Origin of the sequence: Wolbachia endosymbiont (group B) of Ennomos erosarius (genome assembly GCF_964026905.1) — a bacterium.
Classification (GTDB): domain Bacteria; phylum Pseudomonadota; class Alphaproteobacteria; order Rickettsiales; family Anaplasmataceae; genus Wolbachia.
Genome location: NZ_OZ034708.1, coordinates 403424 through 425416, shown reverse-complemented (window position 1 = coordinate 425416; position 21993 = coordinate 403424). Strand labels below are relative to the sequence as shown.

Sequence of the window (21993 nt, the reverse complement as noted above, 5' to 3'; positions counted from 1 at the left end):
TTTAATCTCCAACTATTCAAACAACTTTGAGAATATTATTATGTGATATAATCACTATGTCAATATGTTTTTGCAAATCAAAAGCATTAATGTATAAATATATAACTATTTGGAATACTACCATGAAAAAACACATCTTTCTGCTTGCACTCGCACCAATGTTAATTGGCATCACATTATACTTATTGCGCAACATTGATAACACAAAACAATCTATAACTGCGGGTGACAAGTTTTACGAAGTATTATTCTTTAAAAAAGATAATAAGCCGCTGCTAGAAGAAATAGATTCAAATTGGGAGTATTTAGCAAATTTTGAACGCGCATTCAATCATATCTCAGATTCAATGCCAACAGACACAGCATCTATTTATAATGATTTGGCAGATAATAAAGATGCTCCTAATGTTTTGCGTGAGTTAGCACAATACTTAGAAGTAATGAGCTTACTTCACTCCAACGGTGAGAAAATAAATAAAGATAAAATTGATAATTTAGAATCAAGCACAGTGTATCCTTATTCAAGCCAAGAAGCTATCGCTGTAGTAAAGATACATAATAACGACATTAAAGGTGCAACTGAAATATTGCGTTCCCTATTAAATGACAGAAAATGCCCTATCCTAATCAAAGCTAATGCACAAGAGCTACTCAGGATATATGGGAGTTAACTCATTAGACTTTTTGCATAGCTTTTGGCAGCGTGTTGAGAAACGAAAAACTTGCTTGACAAGCTTCGCCAGCCCCCTTATCATGAAACTGAAGCTATTTATTTATCTTCTCTGTACAGATTAAATGACAAAAAAACTCAACGTATTTGGCGTCTCATGTTTAATTTTTTGCACTATGTGCACCTTATGTCTTTATCAAATTTCTGGGTTTTTACCTACACAAGCTGAAATACGCTTATAAAGCATTTAAAACATCAAAAAACGCCAACTTAAAAAATGGATAGTGAATAACTAGCTACCCTAGGGTTTCTTTTGCCTTTTTTTTCTGTTTAGTAAATTTCTTAACGTTTATAATTTAGATTAGTTGCGGTTTAAAAGCAGCTGAATCGCGGTTATTAAGCGTTTAGAATAAAAAAAACGCCATACTTGAAAACGCGAATTCTGGATTAATAGATGAGGTTAACCATGGAAGATATAACAAAACTGTTTTGTTTGGTCGATGATTTTTGCAGAGATATAGAGAAAAATTTTGCAGGTAAACTACTGCCAAATGGTAAAAAACCCACAAGAACAACGGAAATTGAGCACTCCGAAATCATGACAATAATCCTGCTATATCAACAATCTCCGTGTAAAAATTTCAAAACTTTCTATCTACATTACCTAACGTTGCTCTAAACGCGAATTCTGGATTAAGGAAGGAAGAAAGTATAGGAAATAGAAGGCTTTTTGGATTTGATGGAATAGGAAATGAGAGTAGAAAAGATATGAACCAAAAAATTAACAGGGGATCTATGGCGAGTGTGTTCAATTTCTAGTCTATTTTTTAGGTAACCAAAAACAGTCTCAATGATAGACCTTTTTCTCAGTAAAATCTTCTCATTTAGCGAAATCAATGCATTTTTCATACGCGAATTCTGGATTAAAGGAGAATAGAAAAGGCAAGAAAACAGGGTAAACTCAGCAGTTATAAAAAAACAGATGAGGTTAACCATGGAAGATATAACAAACTGTTTTGTTTGGTCGATGATTTTTGCAGAGATATAGAGAAAAATTTTGCAGGTAAACTACTGCCAAATGGTAAAAAACCCACAAGAACAACGGAAATTGAGCACTCCGAAATCATGACAATAATCCTGCTATATCAACAATCTCCGTGTAAAAATTTCAAAACTTTCTATCTACATTACCTAACGTTGCTCTACAAATCAGAGTTTCCAAAGTTGCCTTCATATACCAGGTTTGTTGCTCTAAAGCCTAGGGTTTTGTGGCATTTAGCAATGTTGTTGCATTGGCTTTGTGGACAGTCAGAAAACACTGGAATTTCATATATAGACACAACTCCCATTGCAGTTTGTCATGCAAAAAGAATATCCAAAAACAAAGTTTTTGCTGGAATTGCAAAATTAAGCAAGAGTACTTACGGCTGGTTTTTTGGTTTCAAATTACATATGGTAATCAATGAAAATGGTGAAATTCATTCACTTACGCTAACAAAAGGCAATGTTGATGATAGGATACCTGTGCCAAATCTGACGGAAAAATTAACCGGCCTTTTGTTTGGTGACAAAGGTTATATTGCAAAAGAGCTTTTTCAGAAGCTGTTTGACCGAGGTTTGAAACTTGTTACCAAGGTGAAAAAAGGTATGAAAAATGCATTGATTTCGCTAAATGAGAAGATTTTACTGAGAAAAAGGTCTATCATTGAGACTGTTTTTGGTTACCTAAAAAATAGACTAGAAATTGAACACACTCGCCATAGATCCCCTGTTAATTTTTTGGTTCATATCTTTTCTACTCTCATTTCCTATTCCATCAAATCCAAAAAGCCTTCTATTTCCTATACTTTCTTCCTTCCTTAATCCAGAATTCGCGTTATAAGAGACTCAAGAGTTACGGAAGACTAGCAAGAAAATTTCTAGGAAAGGTGAGAAAGAGGTCTACGAATATTTTCTATCACTGGACACTAGGGTTAGGTCAAAAGGCTGAATAATGGAAGCTGTATAAATCGAGAGATTTATGTACAGTTTTGCAAGGGACTGGTGGGGAAGTTCTGCCGGTCTACTCTCCTGCCAATAAAGGCTAAACTTACCAAATACATTTCTGTAGATTCAGATCTACTTGACTTTGGTTTAAAGTATTTTACTGTTTTAAACATTTTTTTTAGCTCGTTACAAAAATCTTTATCAGATTCCCCTTGGAAAATTTTTACTACAAACGTGCCACCATGGCTCAAGAAATGCTTTGCAAAATTGAGCGCTGCTTCGCATAAAAGCATAATTCTGATATGATCCAACGATTTTAAACCACAAGATTCGGGAGCTATGTCAGATAAAATTACATCAAATTTTTGATCCTTGAATTTTTCTCTTAAAATTTCAAGCTCATTGATAATATCGCATTGTATAAACTCTACTCCATTAATTGCATTCATTGGTTTTACGTCAAGAGCAACTACATTTGCACCTTTCTGAGATGCAACTTGTGACCATCCACCAGGAGAAGCACCAAGATCAATAATTTTTTGCCCTTCTTGGAATAATTTAAATTTATTATCCATTTCTACCAGCTTATATGCTGAGCGTGACCTATAACCATCCTTGCTAGTTTTTCGCACATACTGATCATTCAAATGACGATGTAGCCACCTTGTTGAAGATAATTTTCTACCCCTTGCCGTCTTTACTCTAATTTTTATTGCTAATACCCTACTTATTATTGATTATATCTTTGAGCTCTTTTTCAACTACTTCTTTTACCAGTGCATGTAGATATTTATTTAGCCATTCTGAGAGCTGAGGTTTTAAAAGAGATGTAACTAATTCTTCAACAGTAAGGTTGGCTCTTTTTTGTTGTTTATGCTGCAATTCGTTTTGCATTTTTCCAAGCAACGCTTTGATCTCTTCCATATTCTCTTTTAAAATTAGATGATCGTTATTTTGCGCTTGTAAGCCGCTATTACTCGCTTTGTTATTACTCATTTGGATATCATCGTACAAATAAATATCTTTTTTTTCTTCTGAATTGTAGCTATGGCCATTAAATTGGTTATTGTTGCAAGCCATTTCCTCACTTTGGTCATCATTATCAATGTCCTCTTTTTCACTATTTTCTTTTTTGCCATCTTCTTCCATGTCTTCTGGATACTCTTCCTCAAGGTATAGCACATCATCATTTTCATCCTTTATTTCTGCTTTATCGTTACTTGCGTTTTTACCCGATATAGCTTTTTTTATATCTTCTAGGATATCTTTTACAGATTGATTGCCTTGTTCATCATACATAGTGCTAATACCATTAAATTTAGAGATTTATACTATTTATCATAAAAAGCAAATGATAAACACTCGTTACATAATTGCTTTTTGCTTCAACTAAGTCTGAACGTGCTTTAAATAATGCATCTTCAGTGTCCAAAAGGTCAGATGTACTCTTTAAATTTAAGTTTACCTCTTGCTCAACTCCTTCCAATGCTAGAGCTGCTGCTCTTTCCGCTTCTTGACTTGCTTTGATAATGGCCTTTGCTGTCAGCACATTATTCCAAGCATTTACAACTGCTTGTTCTATATTTTTTACCGTTTCATAATAATCATAGGTAGATTTTTTTGCATCCATTTTAGCTTTACTGACACCAAAAGCATTAACTCCTCTTTTAAAGATTGGAACATCAAGAGTAAAAACTACATGAACATCTTCTAATAGATTGTTTAACTGTGTACCATTATTCCCAAAATTTTTGCTTGCGCTTAGATTTAAAGAAGGAAGCCACTTGGAGCTTTCAGCGATCACTTCCATTCCGGCTGCTCTTTTTTGATAAACTGCTGCTTTTAGAGATAAATTATTGGTTTTTGCTAATTGTAAACATTCATTTAGCTCTGGGACAGAAGGTAGTTTATCATTAGCTTCAGAAAGGTCATCAGCATCTTCGCCAATCAAATGATAATAAGCAATATTTGCCAACTTTAATTTACCTTCAGCATCAACTCTTTCGGATATAGAAGACGAAAATTTTGCTTTTGCTAACAAAACTTCAGCATTGGTTACCTCTCCAAGAGAAAAGCGTTTTTTCATAGCTGACAAATGTTCCAAAGAAACGCGTTCTTTATGTTCTCTGAGCTTTAATATTTCTGTCTTTTGTAAAACACTAACATATGCTTTCACAGCATTAAGTGCAAGCTCTTGTTTTGATTGCTGAAATCGTATTTTTTCTGCTTTGAGAAGATGACTTGATCGACTAAATGTGGCAAAGGTGCCGCCGCCATCTATTATCTTTTGGCTTAATATCAGGCGTTTTCCAGATAAATTAGGTTGATTATAAAGATTAAAATTACTATCAAAATTGTACTGCAAACTAATGTCAGGTAAAAATCCAGCTAACCCAGAGGATTTATAGTGTTTTTCTGCGCTTTTATATTGGTAAAATTGAGACTTTATTTTTGAGCTATTTTTGATGGCTTTGCTTATAACTTCTCCCACATCGGTTGCATAGCAACTTATAGTACTAAAAATGATCGCAAGTGTGATAATCAATCGAAACATTCTACTTCCTATGCATATTGGTTGCGCAGCTCAATTACTAACATAAATTACTTTAATAATCAATAACTAATATTGTTGACACTATTGAGAAATTAAGTATATAGTAGCTTACTATTGTTTAGTTAAATTACAATGAAAACTTTTTTCTTAAAAGAGAAACAAATCGACAAAAAATGGTTTGTCATAGATGCAGAAGGATTAGTGGTAGGAAGGCTTGCAGCATTTGTAGCGACACTATTACGTGGAAAGCATAAACCTGAGTATACACCTCATATGGATTGTGGCGATAATGTAATTATTATCAACGCAGAAAAGGTGCATTTTACCGGGAAGAAACTGAAAGATAAAATTTACTATAAGCATACAGGTTATTCTGGTGGTTTGAAAGAAACTACTCCAGATAACATTTTAAATGGCAAATTTCCTGAGCGTGTAATAGAAATGGCAGTGAAAAGGATGCTTGATGATGGCCCTATGGCACGTAGACGCTTTGAAAATTTGTATGTTTATTCTGGTTCAGAGCATAAGCATCAAGGGCAGCAACCTAAAAAGATAGATTTTGCCTCTTTGAATCGTAAAAATAAAAAGTAATGGAGTAAAAATGAAGAGTTCTACAATAAATAACAATGATTGGTCAGAAGAGACAATTAAATCAGCAGTTGATTCGCTTGGTCGTTTATATGCTACAGGCCGAAGAAAAGAATCTGTAGCAAGAGTATGGATAAAGCCAGGAAGTGGAAAATTTAGTGTTAATAAAAAAGGCGATCTAATTTCTTATTTTAAAAGAGAGTCGGTGTGCCAAATAGTGAAAATGCCATTTATAGCAACTTCTACGTTAGACAAATATGACGTATTTGCAACTGTAAAAGGTGGAGGGCTATCTGGTCAAGCAGATGCTCTAGCTCATGGAATAAGCAGAGCTTTAAGTAGCGTAAGCCAAGATTTGCATTCTATATTACGTAATGGTGAGTTCTTAACTAGAGATTCACGTGTTGTTGAACGTAAGAAATATGGTCAACATAAAGCTCGGAAAAAGTGTCAATTTTCTAAGAGATAGTTATTTCATAGTGGTGTTTTTTTGTAAGTATTATACAAATATTTGCAAAAGTGTATGATATCCTCTATTTTTGTGATGAATTTAGTTGACTATCGGTGTCAACATAATATGCTATTTGTGTGATTTTTTCAATATTAAGGTAATTTATGAGTAAAGAAGATATAATAAAACAATTAAAGGAAGATTGTTCTGGTCAGAATATAGATATAACAAAATCTGATTTGAGCAAGATTCATGATGCGTTTATTAAAATAATAAAGGATGAGCTGCATGGAAAAGGTGAAATACGTTTGCATGGAATAGGAACATTTTCTACTGCTATAAGTCAGGAGAAACAATGTCGTAACCCCCAAAATGGTGAGATCATGACTGTTCCTGAAAAGACAAGGGTAAAATTTAAAGCAAGCCAAACTCTTTTAAGTATTTTAAATGAGAAGGAAAAAGCAGCAGTTAGTTAGACATTATCATTTTCATTGTTTTTACTACGCTGTGTAAGCCATAAAATACAGCTTCGCTAATTAAATAGTGGCCTATGTTAAGAGCTGAGATGTGAGGTATTCTTGTCATCTTCTTAGCGTGTTTATAGGTTATGCCATGTCCTGCGTGGCATTCTATTCCTAATTTATTGACGTACTCTGCAGCATTAGTAATTAACTGTAACTTTTTCTCTGATGGATTATCACAATAATCCCCTGTGTGAATTTCTATTATGTCAGGTTTTATCTCTAGCTTCTCAAGATATTTTAGTTGATTAATATTTGGATCGATAAACAGTGAGACTTTTATGCTAGAGCTATGCATTTTCTCTATTATATTAGAAAGTTTACTGTGCATATTCACGATATCCAGGCCACCTTCGGTTGTTAATTCTTCTCTTTTTTCTGGTACTATACTAATCGAATAGGGTTTTACCTTTTTTGCTATTTCAAGCATTTCTTCCGTGGCTGCAATTTCAAGATTTAGCTCAGTGCTAATGCTTTTTTTTAGGTTAAATATATCTTCATCTCTAATATGCCTTCTATCTTCTCGTAAGTGTACAGTAATAAAGTCTGCTCCAGCGTCAATGGCTATTTCTGCTGCTTTCAATGGATCTGGGTAGGAAGTTCCGCGTGCGTTGCGGAGGGTTGCAACGTGATCGATATTAACACCTAGTTTCACAATCTACCTCAAAAATTATTTATGGATTATACATGTTATTAGGTCATTTGCATAGTCATTGTTTGATTAGCAATACCATAGCCGAGAGAAGGGGCTGGCGAAATTTGTCAAGATGGCCTAGCGTCACGCGCTGGAATGACATTTGGGAGTATGTTATCCGTTTGTCACTTCTAAATGATAAGAGCCTCAATGAATTTATTAGTTTATTACATGTCTCTTTTCATGTATAAATCTATAGAAAGTTTTATACGGAAGTTGTTTTATGAGCAAAATTATAGAAATCAGAGCGCCAAAAACTCTTGGTGGTGAGTCAGTTACGGAAGGTATAGTAAAAATAAAGAAAAATATTGGCGAGGCAGTAAAAGTAGATGATCTGATTTTTGAAATTGAAACTGACAAAACAGCACTCGAATTAACTGCAGAAACTTCGGGGCAAATAACTGAATTTCTTGTAAAGGAAGATGATGTGATAAGTCCTGATCAATTATTAGCGAAGCTTTCCGTGGGAGAAGTAAAAGAGGAAGCGAGAAAAGAAGATAAAAGCGAAAGTTCTGCTAAAAAAGATGCTCCATCAGCTCGTAAAATTATGGAAGAAAATGCAATTAATGCAGAAAGTGTCAAAGGAACTGGCATGGGAGGCAGAGTAACAAAAGCAGATGTGATAGGCCACATGAACAAAGCAGAACAGCCTGCAATAAAACAATATGAATTGCCAAAAAGTGTAGTGAGTGGAGAGCGAAGAGAAGAACGAGTAAAAATGAGCAAAATAAGGCAAGTAATTGCCGCTCGTTTGAAAGCATCGCAAAATACTGCCGCAATACTGACCACGTTCAATGAAATCGACATGAAAAATGTCATGGATCTAAGAGCAAAATATAAGGACGCCTTTGAAAAAAAATATGGAATAAAACTTGGTTTTATGTCGTTTTTTATAAAGGCAGCGGTGCAAGCACTGAAAGAAATTCCTGAAATTAATGCTGAAATCTCAGGCGATGAAATCATATATAAACATTACTATGACATAGGTGTTGCTGTTGGCACTGACAAAGGCCTTGTTGTACCTGTTATTCGGAGTGCTGATCAGATGTCATTTGCAGAAATCGAGTTGACTTTAGTTGCTCTTGGCAAAAAAGCTCGCGAGGGTAAATTACAAGTATCAGAAATGGAAGGTGCAACATTTACCATCTCAAACGGCGGAGTATACGGTTCGCTTCTTTCTACTCCCATAATAAACCCTCCTCAATCTGGAATACTTGGAATGCATTCAATACAAAATAGGCCAGTTGCCGTGGGCAACTCAATTGAAATCAGACCTATGATGTACATTGCCCTCTCTTACGACCACAGAATAGTGGATGGCAAAGGAGCAGTGACTTTCCTCGTTAAAATAAAAAATTATATAGAAGATCCAAATAGGTTGGTTTTGGAAGTATAATTTTAAACATGATCCCATAGCTCAGTTGGTAGAGCGGCTATCAGTAGGTCGTGTACACTGGGATCACTGAACAAGGAGAAGGTTTCAAAAGTTGACGAATTTTACTAAAGTGTATATAATAATATTAGGATATAGGTATGTTGGGTAGTAACTTAATAAATGCAATACATAATGAGAGAGGTGTTGCGAGTATATTAAAAGATAGGAGTAGACAAGAAATACAAGACATTCTTTTAAATTATACACATGAAGTAAATAGTAAGACGTGTGTGCCAGTAACTTATACGTTACTTACTTATGCTATATGTGAACACAATGATCAGGCTATTGAAGATATTCTACAAATAGCTGAAGAAAATGGTATTCTTGAACAAGTTCTTGGATTGAGAGCGACTGACCAACTAACTTCTTTGTTAAAGCACAATACTGGTTTACCTTTTTATTATGCTATAGGAAAAAAAATGATCAGGCTATTAAGAGTATCCTAGAAAAATCTCGGAGGAATGGTATTGAGGGATTAATCTTAAGTAATACGGCAGGAGATCTTGGTGAAGATATCGTAAGTAGTAGTACTGATAAATGGATTTATCTTTTCAGCAAGCATCCTAACATTGCTTGCTCAATTCTTAAATCTGGTCCATTTAAATATAGATTTACTGAAAAGGAGCTAGGTAAACTAACTGAGAAAATTGATAAAGGGCAATGTAAAGAAGTAATAAATACAATTAGGAAAAGACAATTACATTTATCGTGTGCTATAAACGCGAATTCTGGATTAAAGGAGAATAGAAAAGGCAAGAAAACAGGGTAAACTCAGCAGTTATAAAAAAACAGATGAGGTTAACCATGGAAGATATAACAAACTGTTTTGTTTGGTCGATGATTTTTGCAGAGATATAGAGAAAAATTTTGCAGGTAAACTACTGCCAAATGGTAAAAAACCCACAAGAACAACGGAAATTGAGCACTCCGAAATCATGACAATAATCCTGCTATATCAACAATCTCCGTGTAAAAATTTCAAAACTTTCTATCTACATTACCTAACGTTGCTCTACAAATCAGAGTTTCCAAAGTTGCCTTCATATACCAGGTTTGTTGCTCTAAAGCCTAGGGTTTTGTGGCATTTAGCAATGTTGTTGCATTGGCTTTGTGGACAGTCAGAAAACACTGGAATTTCATATATAGACACAACTCCCATTGCAGTTTGTCATGCAAAAAGAATATCCAAAAACAAAGTTTTTGCTGGAATTGCAAAATTAAGCAAGAGTACTTACGGCTGGTTTTTTGGTTTCAAATTACATATGGTAATCAATGAAAATGGTGAAATTCATTCACTTACGCTAACAAAAGGCAATGTTGATGATAGGATACCTGTGCCAAATCTGACGGAAAAATTAACCGGCCTTTTGTTTGGTGACAAAGGTTATATTGCAAAAGAGCTTTTTCAGAAGCTGTTTGACCGAGGTTTGAAACTTGTTACCAAGGTGAAAAAAGGTATGAAAAATGCATTGATTTCGCTAAATGAGAAGATTTTACTGAGAAAAAGGTCTATCATTGAGACTGTTTTTGGTTACCTAAAAAATAGACTAGAAATTGAACACACTCGCCATAGATCCCCTGTTAATTTTTTGGTTCATATCTTTTCTACTCTCATTTCCTATTCCATCAAATCCAAAAAGCCTTCTATTTCCTATACTTTCTTCCTTCCTTAATCCAGAATTCGCGTTATACCGGCTTTATTAGCTACTGCAGGAGCATTGATAGCACTGTGTTTAGGAATTATAGGAGGAGTGAAATTTCTTGATTCGTTTCATAAGTTGAATGAAATGAAAGCTTCTGAACCTAATACTGACATGAACGGAGTTAGTACGCAAAATCAAGAAAGACAGAGCAGCATATTTAACTAAGCACTAAGGAGTGCTCTGTGCACTCCTTTGCTATTATATATCATTGCCGCAGGCTGCATTTAGTAATATAATCTCATATTAAATAAGACTTTACTTAAGTTTATGCTAGATTCTCCGCTAATTTTGACAGCCATTCTTATATTTTTCATTTTTACGTTGTCATTCTTTTTTATAAGAAAGATATTTGGGTCAACCAATAAGAAGATAATAAAATCCTTTAGGAAAATTGTTCAGCAAATAAATGCATTAGAAACAGAAATGCAGAGCTTATCTGATGAGGAGCTTGCTGGTAAAACTGAAGAATTCAAACAAGAATTGAAAAATGGGAAAACGTTAAATGATCTTCTCGTACCTGCATTTGCAGTTGTGCGTGAAGCCTCTCGAAGGTTTCTTAACATGAGGCACTTTGATGTTCAACTGATTGGTGGAATGGTGCTCCACAATGGCATGATATCAGAAATGAAAACAGGAGAGGGAAAGACACTCGTTGCAACTTTAGCAGCATATCTAAATTCCTTAGAAGGGAAAGGCGTACATGTCGTAACTGTTAACGACTATCTTGCAAAACGAGACACAGAGTGGATGAGCAAATTATATAATTCTCTTGGGGTTTCTGTTGCGTTTATTACGAATAACTTGACAGACGAAGAGAGGAAAGAGGCTTACAGTGCAGATATCGTGTATTCCACAAATAACGAGCTTGCCTTTGATTACCTGCGAGACAATATGAAATTTTCTCAAGAAGACATGGTTCAGAGAGGCTTTCACTACGGAATAGTTGATGAAGTGGACTCAATACTCATTGATGAAGCTCGCACTCCGCTTATTATTTCTGGCCCGGTTGAGGAAAACAATCAGATATATAAGCATATCAATAAAATAGTAACCAAATTAGTTGACTCTGATTATGAAGTAGATGAAAAAGGTAGAACGGTATTCTTGACTGAAGATGGTATTTCACGAGTGGAGGAACTACTAAGGTCATACAATCTCATTCCTGAAAATTCCTCGCTCTATGATACTGACAGCATGATAATGACTCATTATATAGACCAAGCATTACGTGCACATAAGCTGTTCACTGCTGATAAAGATTATATAGTGAAAGATGGAAAGGTAGTGATTATTGATGAATTTACTGGGCGTATGACGGAGGGCAGGAGATATTCCGATGGTCTTCATCAGGCACTTGAAGCGAAGGAGAATCTTGAAATTCAGCATGAAAACCAAACTTTAGCATCGGTCACATTTCAGAATTACTTTCGTATGTACAATAAACTTTCTGGAATGACTGGAACAGCAGCAACAGAGGCAGAAGAGTTTCATGATATATACAGACTAAATGTAGTAAAAATTCCAACCAATGTACCTGTAAAAAGAGTTGATATTGATGATGAAATTTACGGTACAGAAAAGGAAAAGTTTAATGCTGTGTTGAAGTTTATAGAAGAATGCCACAAACGCCTTCAACCGGTCCTTGTTGGCACGGTAAGCATCGAAAACTCTGAGAAGCTTTCTGCGCTTTTGCAAAGCCATTCTCTTAAGCATTCAGTATTGAATGCTCGTTATCATGAACAAGAGGCGTACATAATAGCGCAAGCTGGAGTACCAGGCAGTGTCACCATAGCAACTAACATGGCAGGACGTGGAACTGATATTCAACTCGGTGGAAACGCTGAAATGATCGCAAAGGTAGAGCTAAAGAAGATAAAAAATGCTGATGAAAGAGAAAAAAAATACCAAGAAATAGTCGAAAGAGTAAAAAAAGATAAGGAAATTGCTATAAAAGCTGGTGGTTTATGTGTGGTTGGAACCGAAAGACATGAAAGCAGGAGAATAGATGATCAATTACGCGGCCGTTCTGGCCGTCAGGGTGATCCTGGTCTTTCTAAGTTCTTTTTATCGCTCGAAGATGACCTAATGAGAATATTTGGTTCTGATAGAATGAGAAGCTTTTTACAAAAAGTAGGGTTAAAGAATAACGAAGCTATTCATCATCCATGGATCAATAAGGCACTCAAGAAAGCGCAAAAGAAAGTTGAAGCTAGAAATTATGATGTGCGGAAGTCTTTGCTTAAGTTTGATGACGTAATCAATAACCAACGTAAAGTTATTTTTAAGCAGAGAAACAATATCTTAGGCAATGAAATCAATGATTTGTTTGAAGTGTATAGCGAAGTAAATGAGAGCGTAGTAGAAGGTATAATCCAAAGTAGCTATTATGAGGATTATATTGAAGATATAGCCAAAGAATTTCATACAAGGTATGGAATAACACTTGATAAAGAAGATTTAGCAAAGTTTTTAAACAAACAAGAAGCTTTGAATTATATAAATGATAAGATACAAGAATTTTTTACTGAGAAAGAAAAATATTTCAACAGTCAGCACACTACAGATTTGTGGAATACGATCGTGAAGCAAATGATGATAATGACACTTGATCATTTATGGAGGGAACACCTTTCAACTTTAGAAAGCTTAAGACAGAGCATAAGCTTACGTGCCATGGGGCAGAAAGATCCACTGAATGAATTTAAACGCGAAGCTTTCTTGATGTTTGAGTCAATGCTTGAAAAGTGGAAAGAGCTTACCATTCACCGCCTAGCACACTTTAAGTTGGCAGACAACCAAGAGATAGGCAATAGGTTACATTCTGCTAGAAATAGCAGACTTCCCAAAGTCTCAAGAAACGATAAGTGCCCTTGTAATTCTGGGAAGAAGTACAAACACTGCCACGGCGCGGTTACTGTGGTGAATTAGCTGTGGTCTTACGTACTTTATTACAGCTAATCTCTTTTAACTCGTTCGATAAATTCTGTAACTCCTCTTCTGTTAGTCGAGAAGGCTCTTTCTCTGATGACTTCATTAGTCTTTTAATTTTATCCAATGCAATAGCTATTCCAATTGCAGCTACAATTGGCAGTACTGGTGCTGTCACTCCTATCATCAGTAAAGAATTCATCGTAGTTGATAAAGACGATAAAGAATTTACTTTAACTATTGGAGCAACACTACCAACGCGAATTCTGGATTAAAGGAGAATAGAAAAGGCAAGAAAACAGGGTAAACTCAGCAGTTATAAAAAAACAGATGAGGTTAACCATGGAAGATATAACAAACTGTTTTGTTTGGTCGATGATTTTTGCAGAGATATAGAGAAAAATTTTGCAGGTAAACTACTGCCAAATGGTAAAAAACCCACAAGAACAACGGAAATTGAGCACTCCGAAATCATGACAATAATCCTGCTATATCAACAATCTCCGTGTAAAAATTTCAAAACTTTCTATCTACATTACCTAACGTTGCTCTACAAATCAGAGTTTCCAAAGTTGCCTTCATATACCAGGTTTGTTGCTCTAAAGCCTAGGGTTTTGTGGCATTTAGCAATGTTGTTGCATTGGCTTTGTGGACAGTCAGAAAACACTGGAATTTCATATATAGACACAACTCCCATTGCAGTTTGTCATGCAAAAAGAATATCCAAAAACAAAGTTTTTGCTGGAATTGCAAAATTAAGCAAGAGTACTTACACGCGAATTCTGGATTAAGGAAGGAAGAAAGTATAGGAAATAGAAGGCTTTTTGGATTTGATGGAATAGGAAATGAGAGTAGAAAAGATATGAACCAAAAAATTAACAGGGGATCTATGGCGAGTGTGTTCAATTTCTAGTCTATTTTTTAGGTAACCAAAAACAGTCTCAATGATAGACCTTTTTCTCAGTAAAATCTTCTCATTTAGCGAAATCAATGCATTTTTCATACCTTTTTTCACCTTGGTAACAAGTTTCAAACCTCGGTCAAACAGCTTCTGAAAAAGCTCTTTTGCAATATAACCTTTGTCACCAAACAAAAGGCCGGTTAATTTTTCCGTCAGATTTGGCACAGGTATCCTATCATCAACATTGCCTTTTGTTAGCGTAAGTGAATGAATTTCACCATTTTCATTGATTACCATATGTAATTTGAAACCAAAAAACCAGCCGTAAGTACTCTTGCTTAATTTTGCAATTCCAGCAAAAACTTTGTTTTTGGATATTCTTTTTGCATGACAAACTGCAATGGGAGTTGTGTCTATATATGAAATTCCAGTGTTTTCTGACTGTCCACAAAGCCAATGCAACAACATTGCTAAATGCCACAAAACCCTAGGCTTTAGAGCAACAAACCTGGTATATGAAGGCAACTTTGGAAACTCTGATTTGTAGAGCAACGTTAGGTAATGTAGATAGAAAGTTTTGAAATTTTTACACGGAGATTGTTGATATAGCAGGATTATTGTCATGATTTCGGAGTGCTCAATTTCCGTTGTTCTTGTGGGTTTTTTACCATTTGGCAGTAGCTTACCTGCAAAATTTTTCTCTATATCTCTGCAAAAATCATCGACCAAACAAAACAGTTTGTTATATCTTCCATGGTTAACCTCATCTGTTTTTTTATAACTGCTGAGTTTACCCTGTTTTCTTGCCTTTTCTATTCTCCTTTAATCCAGAATTCGCGTTATAAGCGCGTTCAGCTTATTTAGATAAAAATCTAGATGTAGATGAAGTTTTGTAAAGACATACAGTATCTATATACTGCAAAAAATTGAACATAAGACGCCGATACATTAAGTAATCCTTACCTTTTAATCTGCAGATTGGCGAAAGCAAATACAATAGCTTCAGTTTTATGATAAGGGGGCTGGCGAAGCTTGTCAAGGAAGTTTTTTCGTTTCTACTGAATGACAATTGTGGTTTGGGAGGTGATGCAAGAAGTCTATTTCCACAAAAATGCTTCAATTTATCTTAACATTTTGTCAACTACCTTTGTAGGAATGACAATTTAAAAGGGCATCTTTACATATTCCATATGGCTTCCAGTTGCACCCTTCACATGCGTAATCAAATTTCTTTAAAGACATTTTCTCTCTAATCTTTTTTACTGCCTCATTCCAAGTTAAAGCCTCGCCAATTTTTATTCCTAAAATTTCCATATGCCTTCTATCTAGCTGTAAAACTTTAGCTTGTGTGGTGCATTCACCTTGTTTAGTCTGATTTGGACAAGCACTACAGATACTATCAAGGTTACCAACTACTTCGATTTGAGTGTTAGGATCACTAATTACTTTGCTTGCTATCTTTTTATAATTTTCTACAAAACCCTGAGAATACCCATATCCCCGAAACGCGAGGGTGCACATAAAATGATGAGGGCGAAATTTTATCATTTTTTCAAATATTGCAAAGCTGCTACAAGTAGAAAAATTTTTATCAAACCAGGAAGGATAAATGGTAAAACACCCACCATTATTGCTTGTTCTAGACCCAAGTAAACAGCAAGCCAACTAACACCACAAATAAAGATTATAACTGTACCAGCCAGACAACTTAAAGAATTACATACAAATGATTTATACTTAGAGTTCAGTAATTCATTTACTTTGCTCATTACCATAACAGCAGCTAAACAGCCAATCAAATATCCACCTGTTGGTTCAAGGAGAGCGTGATAACCACCAGAAAAATTTGCAAGAACAGGCAATCCTGCTGCACCAAGTGATAGATATGTAAGCACAGAATAGAATGCTGTTCTGCGGTTAAATTTAAGCCCAATAAGCATTACTCCTAAAGTTTGCAATGTGATAGGCACAGGCTGCAATGGTATACTTATTTGAGCCATCAAGAATAAAAGTAAAACGCAAGACAATATTTCAGCCAGTGTTGATCTGCTGCTAGATTGTGTTATAAACATACCTTCCCAATAAAAATAACTTATTAAATATAATATATGTGTATGAGAGGTTTTGCAATTTAAATTTTGCTTATATTGTGCTACAATGAATTATTTATGCACTATTAAATTAAAAATGATAAGTAAACAAGATCTATTATCGTTGATGAAAGCAAGACACAGCGGACGTTCATACGATCCTACAAGAGCAATATCTCAGGAAGACATGGATATTTTAATGGAAGCTGTAAGGCTGACTCCCTCATGTTTTGGTGATGAACCTTGGAGATATGTGATATGCAACAAACAGAACAATCAAAATGCATGGGAAAAGCTGCTAAGTTGTCTTGATGAATCTAATCAAAAATGGGCAAAAGATGCACAAGTGTTAATCATATCTTTCAGTGCTAAAAATTTCCGCAAATCTGGTAAAGGAGAAAATCTTTGGGCTAATCACGACACTGGTGCAGCGAATTATGGACTTATGTTACAAGCTGCAGCTATGAACTTAATGGCCCATCAAATGGGTGGATTTGATAGAGATAAAATAGTGAAAGAGTTCAATATACCCAATGACTTTAACGTAATGTCAGTGATAGCGGTTGGTTACGAAGAAGAGGGTGCTGAAATCAAAGAGAAAAAAAGAAGGTCAGTAGAAGAAATATTTTTCTACGATGAGTGGCCAAAATTCTGAAAATTTTATCAAAATGCACGGTACTGGCAATAATTTTGTTATCATAGACTCACGTTCAGCAAATGATTTAAATTGGAACTATAAAAAAATTGCTAACCAAAACGGTTGCGATCAAGTCATAGTGATAACAAACTCCAGTTTAGCCGATTGCTTTATGCATATCTATAATGCTGATGGTAGCAAAGCTGAAATGTGCGGAAATGCAGCACGTTGCGTTGGATATTTGCTAATGTCAGAAAAAGGTGCTGAATACTCCATTATTGAGCTAACAAGCAAACGCATTTTAGAGTGTTTTAAAGTGGGTGATAAATCCATAAAGGTTAACATGGGTAAACCTTTGCTAAAATGGCATGAAATTCCCTTGTCTACTGAGTGTGACACTCTTCACTTACCTATAGAGCTTGAAATGCTAAAAGATCCTGTTGCAGTAAATATTGGCAATCCTCACATAGTTTTTTTTGTTGATAACATAAGTGAAATACCATTGCGAAATTTAGGACCAAAGCTAGAAAATCACGCATTATTTCCTCAGAAAATTAATGTTAGTATTGCACAAGTTGAAAAATCTGGAGAAATAGCTTTAAGAGTTTGGGAAAGAGGTACAGGCATTACTGCATCGTGCGGTAGTGCAGCCTGTGCAGCACTTGTTGCATCCACACTACGTGGATATCTGACCGCCCAACAGACTTCAGTAAATTTACCAGGAGGTAAGTTATTAATCGAATGGGCAAATAACGTATTCATGACCGGTGATATAGGATTTTTGTGATAATTGTTTTCACAATGCAAAAACCACTTGACAAGCCTTGCCAGCGCCCTTATCATGGTACTGAAGGTATTCAGTTATCTTCATCTGTGCAGATTAAACAGCAAGAAAACAACGTAGTTGGCGTCTTATTTTTAATTTTTTGCACTATGTGCACCTTATGTCTTCACAACATTTCTGGGTTTTTACCTATATAAGCTGAAACGCGCTTATAACGCGAATTCTGGATTAAGGAAGGAAGAAAGTATAGGAAATAGAAGGCTTTTTGGATTTGATGGAATAGGAAATGAGAGTAGAAAAGATATGAACCAAAAAATTAACAGGGGATCTATGGCGAGTGTGTTCAATTTCTAGTCTATTTTTTAGGTAACCAAAAACAGTCTCAATGATAGACCTTTTTCTCAGTAAAATCTTCTCATTTAGCGAAATCAATGCATTTTTCATACCTTTTTTCACCTTGGTAACAAGTTTCAAACCTCGGTCAAACAGCTTCTGAAAAAGCTCTTTTGCAATATAACCTTTGTCACCAAACAAAAGGCCGGTTAATTTTTCCGTCAGATTTGGCACAGGTATCCTATCATCAACATTGCCTTTTGTTAGCGTAAGTGAATGAATTTCACCATTTTCATTGATTACCATATGTAATTTGAAACCAAAAAACCAGCCGTAAGTACTCTTGCTTAATTTTGCAATTCCAGCAAAAACTTTGTTTTGGATATTCTTTTTGCATGACAAACTGCAATGGGAGTTGTGTCTATATATGAAATTCCAGTGTTTTCTGACTGTCCACAAAGCCAATGCAACAACATTGCTAAATGCCACAAAACCCTAGGCTTTAGAGCAACAAACCTGGTATATGAAGGCAACTTTGGAAACTCTGATTTGTAGAGCAACGTTAGGTAATGTAGATAGAAAGTTTTGAAATTTTTACACGGAGATTGTTGATATAGCAGGATTATTGTCATGATTTCGGAGTGCTCAATTTCCGTTGTTCTTGTGGGTTTTTTACCATTTGGCAGTAGTTTACCTGCAAAATTTTTCTCTATATCTCTGCAAAAATCATCGACCAAACAAAACAGTTTGTTATATCTTCCATGGTTAACCTCATCTGTTTTTTTATAACTGCTGAGTTTACCCTGTTTTCTTGCCTTTTCTATTCTCCTTTAATCCAGAATTCGCGTCGAAATCATGACAATAATCCTGCTATATCAACAATCTCCGTGTAAAAATTTCAAAACTTTCTATCTACATTACCTAACGTTGCTCTACAAATCAGAGTTTCCAAAGTTGCCTTCATATACCAGGTTTGTTGCTCTAAAGCCTAGGGTTTTGTGGCATTTAGCAATGTTGTTGCATTGGCTTTGTGGACAGTCAGAAAACACTGGAATTTCATATATAGACACAACTCCCATTGCAGTTTGTCATGCAAAAAGAATATCCAAAAACAAAGTTTTTGCTGGAATTGCAAAATTAAGCAAGAGTACTTACGGCTGGTTTTTTGGTTTCAAATTACATATGGTAATCAATGAAAATGGTGAAATTCATTCACTTACGCTAACAAAAGGCAATGTTGATGATAGGATACCTGTGCCAAATCTGACGGAAAAATTAACCGGCCTTTTGTTTGGTGACAAAGGTTATATTGCAAAAGAGCTTTTTCAGAAGCTGTTTGACCGAGGTTTGAAACTTGTTACCAAGGTGAAAAAAGGTATGAAAAATGCATTGATTTCGCTAAATGAGAAGATTTTACTGAGAAAAAGGTCTATCATTGAGACTGTTTTTGGTTACCTAAAAAATAGACTAGAAATTGAACACACTCGCCATAGATCCCCTGTTAATTTTTTGGTTCATATCTTTTCTACTCTCATTTCCTATTCCATCAAATCCAAAAAGCCTTCTATTTCCTATACTTTCTTCCTTCCTTAATCCAGAATTCGCGTTAGGAGCGTTGTTAATAAATCCACGACAGCTAGATAACCCTTGCTCGTCCACTAAAAGAAAAAGCGGCAAGGAGCGAACCAAAAGCGATAAGAAAGGATCCAAACCAGATTATAGACATTCCAGGTTTATAGTGCACTTTGGCTGCGATTTTGCTCTTACTCTTATCAATCTCTCCAATTACAACATAAATATCAGAAAATAAATTGTGGTAGATACTGCTTTCAACATTTTTCTGACCTTCCGCAAGGTAAAATCTATATTCAGGAGTTACTTCACCTAATATCTTATTATTCAGCAAATTCCTGATATCCATTGTACCTCTCACTGCATGGAAATTTTTTTCTTTTATTAGCTCAATATTTCGTAAAGTAACTTTGAATTTATTAACTGTTATGCTATCCCCTATTTTTAAGTAATTTTCTTTTTTCTCCTGCCAACCAACTGAATAAGCTATACCAAGCACTAGAATTGCCACTCCAGCATGAGCAAGCATCATTGCATAGTAGGATTTAGAAGCTCTTCTTGCTAATAAAATTGATTCACCAAATGCTACCTTAAATAAACAAATTCTTTTACTATATGCTTCTAAAATAAAGACTAATAATGCTATGGAGATGGTAATTGATAGCACAATTATTAGCTCCATGTGAAAGATAAACGGCAAAGTAGCTGCAGCACTACAAAATGAAAATCTATATTCACGGAATATTGGCAATAGACTCTTTCCCTGCCAACTACAGTATTGCCCTATCATGGTGAGCACTAGAATAGTGAGTGCAATAGGATTAAATAAGGAATTGTAATATGGTGCTCCAACTGAAATTAATTCACCAGTTAAATACTCAAGCACTGTAGGGTATAAAGTGCCAATGAACACGATGAAAAAGGCAGTGATGAATAATAAATTGTTCATCAGCATCATCGTAAAGCGTGAAAAGAATCTTCTACCCTCTGTCACTTGAGTAGCAAGTTTCTTTCTGGATTCTAGTGTCAAGCATTGGAATGACATCGCAGATGTGTGATTCTTTCTCGTAAACACTACAAATATTACTAAGCTACTGACTGTCATTACACCAAGTAGAGCTAATATATACAGTCCATACCTTGGGTCATCTGCAAACGTGTGCACTGAGGTAAGTATTCCTGAGCGAACTAGAAATGTTCCAGTCACACTCAAGATAAAAGTTGTAAGCGTAAGTAAAATAGCAAAATTCCTTAAAATATTGAAATTTCGCACCACGAGCAACAAATGTGTCAGCGCTACTGCAATCAGCAACGGCATCAAAGAAACGTTTTCCACTGGATCCCAAAACCAAAATCCACCCCACCCAAGTTCGCGATATGCCCACCAGCTACCTAAGCTTATACCCAAAGTAAGTAGCGACCAAGAAATAAGTACCCAGGGCCTAACAATTTTAGCCCAAACATTTCCTTCAGTATTTGCAATTAATCCAGCTATAGAGAGTGAGAAAGGAACACTAAATCCAAGGTACCCCAAATATAATATTGGTGGGTGAATAGCAAGACCTATATCTTGCAATATCGGATTAAAACCCAATCCATCTGTTTCAATGCTTGGCATTTTAGTGAAGGGGCTGGATTCAAGTAAAGTGAACAGTAAAAAACAAAAGCAAATCAGCCCATGAGTGATTAGAGAGATTTTTTTTAAAGCTAGTTCTGCAGCGCGTGACGCTGGAATCTGTGTATTTTTTTCTGGATCCCAGTGTCTGGGCACTGGGATGACAGAAGGTATATAAATATCCATTAGTAATAAATACATGGTGAGCACTAAGGTCCAAAGCAACATAGACCCTTCTTTATTTCCCCAAACTCCACAAATCTTATAGATCAAAGGTTTTGTTGTGTGTGAGTGGTAATATACGTTTTCAAGTGAAAAATCATTTGTAATGTGGCAGTAAATCAAAATAGCCATTGATGTTGATACACAAAAAAATATGGCAGTGGTAATAAACCGATAAGAACTGAGCGGTAAAAACAAATATGTCAAAGACAATAAGCAGGCTACCAATAGCAATATATTCCCAAATTCAGGCATAAAAAATTATAGTTTTTATATAAACAATATTACTAATGACAAGTTAGAAGT

20 protein-coding genes and 5 pseudogenes are annotated in these 21993 nt (G+C 35.3%); 15 read left to right on the top strand and 10 right to left on the bottom strand.

What is annotated here, in order from left to right; genetic code table 11:
- Positions 1-56: 56 nt before the first annotated feature.
- Positions 57-671 (top strand): hypothetical protein, encoded by a 615-nt coding sequence (locus AAGD95_RS02175; RefSeq protein ID WP_341818717.1) that lies wholly within the window; start codon positions 57-59, stop codon positions 669-671.
- 465 nt (positions 672-1136) lie between these two features.
- Positions 1137-1343: pseudogene (locus AAGD95_RS02170) on the top strand (IS982 family transposase); the annotation flags it as partial.
- A gap of 20 nt (positions 1344-1363) precedes the next feature.
- Here the strand turns inward: AAGD95_RS02170 and AAGD95_RS02165 are convergent.
- Positions 1364-1579 (bottom strand): annotated as a pseudogene (locus tag AAGD95_RS02165) (transposase); the annotation flags it as partial.
- 102 nt (positions 1580-1681) lie between these two features.
- Here AAGD95_RS02165 and AAGD95_RS02160 point away from each other — a divergent pair.
- Entirely contained in the window at positions 1682-2533 is an 852-nt protein-coding gene (locus AAGD95_RS02160) for an IS982 family transposase (protein ID WP_410542088.1), read from the top strand.
- 155 nt (positions 2534-2688) lie between these two features.
- Here AAGD95_RS02160 and AAGD95_RS02155 read toward each other — a convergent pair whose 3' ends face one another.
- The 3 genes from AAGD95_RS02155 to AAGD95_RS02145 all read right to left on the bottom strand — a co-directional run bounded on the left by AAGD95_RS02155 (position 2689) and on the right by AAGD95_RS02145 (position 5210).
- Positions 2689-3303: an RlmE family RNA methyltransferase gene (locus AAGD95_RS02155; protein ID WP_341818716.1), complete on the bottom strand. Its 615-nt coding sequence runs from the start codon at positions 3301-3303 to the stop codon at positions 2689-2691.
- A 76-nt stretch (positions 3304-3379) separates the two neighbouring features.
- Positions 3380-3955, bottom strand: coding sequence for a DUF2497 domain-containing protein (locus AAGD95_RS02150; protein ID WP_341818715.1), 576 nt, complete (start codon positions 3953-3955; stop codon positions 3380-3382).
- A 19-nt stretch (positions 3956-3974) separates the two neighbouring features.
- Positions 3975-5210: a TolC family protein gene (locus AAGD95_RS02145; protein ID WP_341818714.1), complete on the bottom strand. Its 1236-nt coding sequence runs from the start codon at positions 5208-5210 to the stop codon at positions 3975-3977.
- A 132-nt stretch (positions 5211-5342) separates the two neighbouring features.
- Here AAGD95_RS02145 and rplM point away from each other — a divergent pair, with 132 nt between their 5' ends.
- The 3 genes from rplM to AAGD95_RS02130 all read left to right on the top strand — a co-directional run bounded on the left by rplM (position 5343) and on the right by AAGD95_RS02130 (position 6725).
- On the top strand, positions 5343-5801 hold the full coding sequence (gene rplM, locus AAGD95_RS02140) for a 50S ribosomal protein L13 (RefSeq protein ID WP_341818713.1): 459 nt from the start codon (positions 5343-5345) through the stop codon (positions 5799-5801).
- A gap of 10 nt (positions 5802-5811) precedes the next feature.
- Positions 5812-6267, top strand: coding sequence for a 30S ribosomal protein S9 (gene rpsI, locus AAGD95_RS02135; protein ID WP_341818712.1), 456 nt, complete (start codon positions 5812-5814; stop codon positions 6265-6267).
- Positions 6268-6413: 146 nt separating this feature from the next.
- On the top strand, positions 6414-6725 hold the full coding sequence (locus tag AAGD95_RS02130; protein WP_264688310.1) for an HU family DNA-binding protein: 312 nt from the start codon (positions 6414-6416) through the stop codon (positions 6723-6725).
- Here the strand turns inward: AAGD95_RS02130 and AAGD95_RS02125 are convergent.
- Positions 6718-7425 (bottom strand): pyridoxine 5'-phosphate synthase, encoded by a 708-nt coding sequence (locus AAGD95_RS02125; RefSeq protein ID WP_341818711.1) that lies wholly within the window; start codon positions 7423-7425, stop codon positions 6718-6720. The genes AAGD95_RS02130 and AAGD95_RS02125 overlap by 8 nt on opposite strands.
- Before the next feature lie 262 nt (positions 7426-7687).
- Between AAGD95_RS02125 and odhB the strand changes: the two genes are divergently transcribed.
- The 5 genes and pseudogenes from odhB to AAGD95_RS06450 form a co-directional block, all read left to right on the top strand.
- On the top strand, positions 7688-8860 hold the full coding sequence (odhB, locus tag AAGD95_RS02120) for a 2-oxoglutarate dehydrogenase complex dihydrolipoyllysine-residue succinyltransferase (protein ID WP_341818710.1): 1173 nt from the start codon (positions 7688-7690) through the stop codon (positions 8858-8860).
- Between the two features lie 137 nt (positions 8861-8997).
- On the top strand, positions 8998-9348 hold the full coding sequence (locus AAGD95_RS02115; RefSeq protein ID WP_341818709.1) for a hypothetical protein: 351 nt from the start codon (positions 8998-9000) through the stop codon (positions 9346-9348).
- 375 nt (positions 9349-9723) lie between these two features.
- On the top strand, positions 9724-10575 hold the full coding sequence (locus tag AAGD95_RS02110; RefSeq protein WP_410542088.1) for an IS982 family transposase: 852 nt from the start codon (positions 9724-9726) through the stop codon (positions 10573-10575).
- Positions 10576-10872: 297 nt separating this feature from the next.
- Positions 10873-13533 (top strand): preprotein translocase subunit SecA, encoded by a 2661-nt coding sequence (secA, locus tag AAGD95_RS02105; RefSeq protein WP_341818708.1) that lies wholly within the window; start codon positions 10873-10875, stop codon positions 13531-13533.
- 359 nt (positions 13534-13892) lie between these two features.
- Positions 13893-14306, top strand: a pseudogene (locus AAGD95_RS06450) (transposase); the annotation flags it as partial.
- A gap of 14 nt (positions 14307-14320) precedes the next feature.
- Here AAGD95_RS06450 and AAGD95_RS02095 read toward each other — a convergent pair.
- The 3 genes from AAGD95_RS02095 to AAGD95_RS02085 form a co-directional block, all read right to left on the bottom strand.
- Positions 14321-15172, bottom strand: a complete 852-nt coding sequence (locus AAGD95_RS02095; RefSeq protein ID WP_410542088.1) for an IS982 family transposase — start codon at positions 15170-15172, stop codon at positions 14321-14323.
- Positions 15173-15571: 399 nt separating this feature from the next.
- Positions 15572-15982, bottom strand: coding sequence for a DUF1284 domain-containing protein (locus tag AAGD95_RS02090; RefSeq protein ID WP_341818707.1), 411 nt, complete (start codon positions 15980-15982; stop codon positions 15572-15574).
- Positions 15979-16506, bottom strand: a complete 528-nt coding sequence (locus AAGD95_RS02085; protein ID WP_341818706.1) for a biotin transporter BioY — start codon at positions 16504-16506, stop codon at positions 15979-15981. The genes AAGD95_RS02090 and AAGD95_RS02085 overlap by 4 nt, the downstream gene beginning before the upstream one ends.
- Positions 16507-16591: 85 nt before the next feature.
- On the opposite strand from AAGD95_RS02085, the gene AAGD95_RS02080 reads away from it, so the two are divergent.
- Together AAGD95_RS02080 and dapF are read left to right on the top strand one after the other, a co-directional pair.
- Complete coding sequence (locus AAGD95_RS02080; protein ID WP_341818888.1) at positions 16592-17179, top strand: nitroreductase family protein; 588 nt, start codon at positions 16592-16594, stop codon at positions 17177-17179.
- Positions 17160-17948 (top strand): diaminopimelate epimerase, encoded by a 789-nt coding sequence (gene dapF, locus AAGD95_RS02075; RefSeq protein WP_341818705.1) that lies wholly within the window; start codon positions 17160-17162, stop codon positions 17946-17948. Before AAGD95_RS02080 ends, dapF begins: the two co-directional genes overlap by 20 nt.
- Before the next feature lie 225 nt (positions 17949-18173).
- Here the strand turns inward: dapF and AAGD95_RS02070 are convergent.
- A pseudogene (locus AAGD95_RS02070) lies at positions 18174-19024 on the bottom strand (IS982 family transposase).
- Positions 19025-19039: 15 nt separating this feature from the next.
- On the opposite strand from AAGD95_RS02070, the gene AAGD95_RS02065 reads away from it, so the two are divergent.
- Together AAGD95_RS02065 and AAGD95_RS02060 are read left to right on the top strand one after the other, a co-directional pair.
- Positions 19040-19171, top strand: a complete 132-nt coding sequence (locus tag AAGD95_RS02065) for a hypothetical protein (protein WP_341818450.1) — start codon at positions 19040-19042, stop codon at positions 19169-19171.
- Positions 19128-19871 (top strand): annotated as a pseudogene (locus AAGD95_RS02060) (IS982 family transposase); the annotation flags it as partial. The gene AAGD95_RS02065 and the pseudogene AAGD95_RS02060, both read left to right, overlap by 44 nt.
- A gap of 43 nt (positions 19872-19914) precedes the next feature.
- Here AAGD95_RS02060 and AAGD95_RS02055 read toward each other — a convergent pair.
- Positions 19915-21942 (bottom strand): heme lyase CcmF/NrfE family subunit, encoded by a 2028-nt coding sequence (locus tag AAGD95_RS02055; protein WP_341818703.1) that lies wholly within the window; start codon positions 21940-21942, stop codon positions 19915-19917.
- Positions 21943-21993 lie beyond the last annotated feature (51 nt).